This window comes from Aquabacterium sp., assembly GCF_014378415.1.
Classification (GTDB): Bacteria; Pseudomonadota; Gammaproteobacteria; order Burkholderiales; family Burkholderiaceae_C; genus Aquabacterium.
On record NZ_JACMNS010000096.1, the window covers coordinates 1 to 2,821 of the forward strand.

The 2,821-nt window shown below is 63.7% G+C and carries 3 protein-coding genes; 2 read left to right on the forward strand and 1 reads right to left on the reverse strand.

Annotated elements, in window-relative coordinates; genetic code table 11:
• Positions 1-60: 60 nt before the first annotated feature.
• Together fabG and H7225_RS08640 are read left to right on the forward strand one after the other, a co-directional pair.
• The gene (fabG, locus tag H7225_RS08635; RefSeq protein WP_290660840.1) at positions 61-795 is read left to right on the forward strand and encodes a 3-oxoacyl-ACP reductase FabG; all 735 of its coding nucleotides are present in this window, start codon (positions 61-63) and stop codon (positions 793-795) included.
• Positions 792-2,129: a cation:proton antiporter gene (locus H7225_RS08640; protein ID WP_290660842.1), complete on the forward strand. Its 1,338-nt coding sequence runs from the start codon at positions 792-794 to the stop codon at positions 2,127-2,129. The genes fabG and H7225_RS08640 overlap by 4 nt, the downstream gene beginning before the upstream one ends.
• A 7-nt stretch (positions 2,130-2,136) precedes the next feature.
• On the opposite strand, the gene H7225_RS08645 is transcribed toward H7225_RS08640, so the two are convergent.
• The coding region (locus H7225_RS08645) for a glycosyltransferase family 2 protein (RefSeq protein WP_290660844.1) at positions 2,137-2,821 on the reverse strand (685 nt) is incomplete at its 5' end.

Consider the following 2,821-nt stretch of genomic DNA (forward strand, 5'->3'; position numbering starts at 1 on the left):
CGAAGGCCGGGCCGCCGTGGTGATGGATGCCGGCGCCTTGTTGTCCTCGGAGCCCAAGCCATGAATACCCCCGTCCTGAAACGCGCCTTGGTGACTGGTGGCAGTGGCGACATCGGATCGGCCATTTGCAAGCGCTTGGCCGGCCAGTACCAAGTCATCGTCCACGCCAACGCTCGCCTTGATCGGGCCGAGTACGTGGTGAGCGAGATCATCGCGGCCGGTGGCCAGGCCAGCGCCGTGGCCTTTGACGTGAGCGACGCCAAGGCCACTTCGGCCAGCCTGGAAGCCTTGCTTGAACAGGGTCCGATCCAGGTGTTGATCAACAACGCGGGCATCCACGACGATGCCGTGTTTCCCGGCATGAGCCCCGATCAGTGGCACCGCGTGATCGACGTGTCCCTTCATGGGTTTTTCAACGTCACTCAACCTTTGAGCATGCCCATGATCCGAACCCGGTGGGGCCGCATCATCAGTGTGTCGTCGATCGCGGCCCTGCTGGGCAACCGTGGGCAGGTCAACTACGCGGCGGCCAAGGCGGCGCTGCATGGCGCCTCCAAGTCCTTGTCGCTTGAGTTGGCCAGCCGAGGCATCACCGTCAACGTGGTGGCTCCCGGCATCATCCAGGGCAGCATGGCCGAGGGCAGTTTCGACGCCGCCGCCATTGCCCAGATGGTGCCCATGAAGCGTGCTGGTCAACCGCAAGAAGTCGCTGATCTGGTGGGTTTTCTGGCCTCCGATTCAGCCGCTTACATCAGCGGCCAAGTCATCTCAATCAACGGCGGAATGCCCTCATGAGCACCACACAGGCCGCCACGCAAGGCATCGCATCCAGCGCCGTCCACCAAAACGAGATGCTGCTGTACTTTGTTTTGCTGCAGCTGATCGTCATTGTCATGGCCGCGCGGTTGGGTGGCACGCTGGCCAAACGCCTGGGCCAGTCGCCCGCCGTGGGGGAGATCGTGGTGGGCATCCTGCTGGGCCCTTCGCTGTTCGGTCTGTTGATGCCGGATGTCTTTCACTACGTGTTCCGCTCGGTGCCCGCCGCGCCGCTCACCATCCTGTCGCAAATTGGCCTGATCCTGCTGATGTTCCAGATCGGCATGGAGTTTGACTTCTCGCACCTGACTGAAAAGCGCAACCGCAAGGCGGTGTGGGGCGTGGCCCTGGCCGGGCTGGTGGCGCCATTCCTGCTGGGGCTGGGCAGCGGCTACTTTTTGGCGCCCATCCTGTCGCCACAGGCCGACCGGCTGGCCTCGGCCCTGTTCGTGGCCACGGCGTTTTCCATCACGGCCTTGCCCATCCTGGGCCGGATCATGATGGAGTTCAACATCACCCGCTCGCCCTTGGGTGTGATCGCCATTTCGGCGGCGGCCATCAACGATGTGGTGGGCTGGTTGCTGCTGGCTTTGATCACCACGATCACGGTGTCCCACTTCGAGCCGATGGCCTTTGGCCTGCAAGTGGTGATGGTCGCGGCTTTCTTTGTGCTGAGCTGGTACGTCGCGCGGCCTTTGATCAAGCGCTTGGTGCACCACTTCAAGGAAGGCAACGATGCCCTGCCGCCCATGCTGATGGGCCTCTTGCTGTCGGTCATGTTCGCGGCGGCCATCGCCACCTACCAGCTGGGCATCTTCGCCATCTTTGGCGGCTTCATGGCCGGCGTCATCCTGCATGACGAGGCCGAGCTGGTCGCCGCCTGGAAGCAGAAAGTCGGCGGCTTCGTGCTGGTGTTCTTCCTGCCAATCTTCTTCACCTACACCGGTTTGCGCACCAACATTGGCGGGCTAGACACGATGGCAGCCTGGGGCTGGACCGCGCTGCTGATCTCGCTGGCCACGCTGGGCAAGTTCGGGGGCTGCTACCTGGCCGCGCGTTGGGCCGGCTTGAATCACGCCGAAGGCAAGGTCATCGGCATCATGATGAACACTCGCGCGTTGATGGAATTGATCGTGCTGAACGTGGGCTTGGACCTGGGTGTGATCTCTCAGCAGATGTTCACCATGCTGGTCCTGATGGCCATCGTCAGCACCGTGATCACCGCGCCCGGTTTGAGCGCCTGGTTGCCAGCAGTGGGCTTGTGGCCGGCCAAGCGAAAATCAGACGATCAGGCGTCGCGCATCGCCGCCTGACGACCGATCAGCTTTGAAACGGTGGCCGCCGCATTACCCGGCGTGCCACCAGCAGCGGCAGGCGCAGCGCGAATTCCAGCATGAGCCGCAGGTGCATCCAGGTCAGCAGGACATTGTCGCGGCCATAGCGGAAGTGGGAAACCCCGCCTTCTTCAGGCAGCAGGTACTTCACCGGCGCATCCACATTGACTGGCTTGACGCCGCGCCAGGCCAGCCGCACCACGGCCTCGGTGTCGAAGTCGAAGCGGCGCATCCAAGGTTGGCGTGCCATGGCATCGGCCAGCTCCGCCACCGGGTACACGCGAAAGCCGTAGAGCGAATCGGCAATGCCCGCCCCCAAGGTTTCCAGGTTGGTCCACCAGTTGGACACCCGTCGGCCGCGTACCCGCAGCATTGGCGCGCTGGCATCGAAGATCGGGCGTCCCAGCACCATCGTCTCGGGTCGTTGGATCGAGATCCGCATGAACTCGGGGATCAGGGCGGCGGGGTGCTGCCCGTCGGAGTCCATCGTCAGCGCATGCGTGAAACCAGCGGCGCGTGCCTCGGTCAGGCCACGCAGCACGGCCGCGCCCTTGCCCTGGTTGCGTGGCAGCACGAAGACCTTGAGCCCAGGATCCCGCGAGGCCATCTCCTGCAGGCCTTGGTCGGTGCCATCGGTGCTGCCATCGATCACGACCCACACGGGATACCAG